General features: G+C 41.0%; 1 pseudogene. It reads left to right on the top strand.

The annotated features are described in order from the left end of the window. Nucleotides 1-212, top strand: a pseudogene (locus FS736_RS24990) (30S ribosomal protein S1); the annotation flags it as partial. Nucleotides 213-239 lie beyond the last annotated feature (27 nt).

The following is a 239-nucleotide window of genomic DNA, read 5'->3' as shown; positions in this document are numbered from 1 at the left end:
TCCGCACACCCCATGAAGTTCTCGACCAACGCCACACTGTAAAGTTAAAAGTCCTCCATGTAAACAACCAACACCAACCATTATCACTCACCATCAACGACTTCCACCAAACACAAACCAATCAACCTTTTCACTACCAACTTCCTCAACAAACAAAACCTTTCACCCTTCCTCATATCATTCCACACAACCTAAACAATCTTAAACACTAATCCTCATACGTTTCTCCACATCAAAAA

This window comes from Cytobacillus oceanisediminis 2691, assembly GCF_007678455.1.
Taxonomy (GTDB): Bacteria; Bacillota; Bacilli; order Bacillales; family Cytobacillaceae; genus Mesobacillus; species Mesobacillus oceanisediminis_A.
This window is presented reverse-complemented; position numbering and strand designations above follow the sequence as displayed.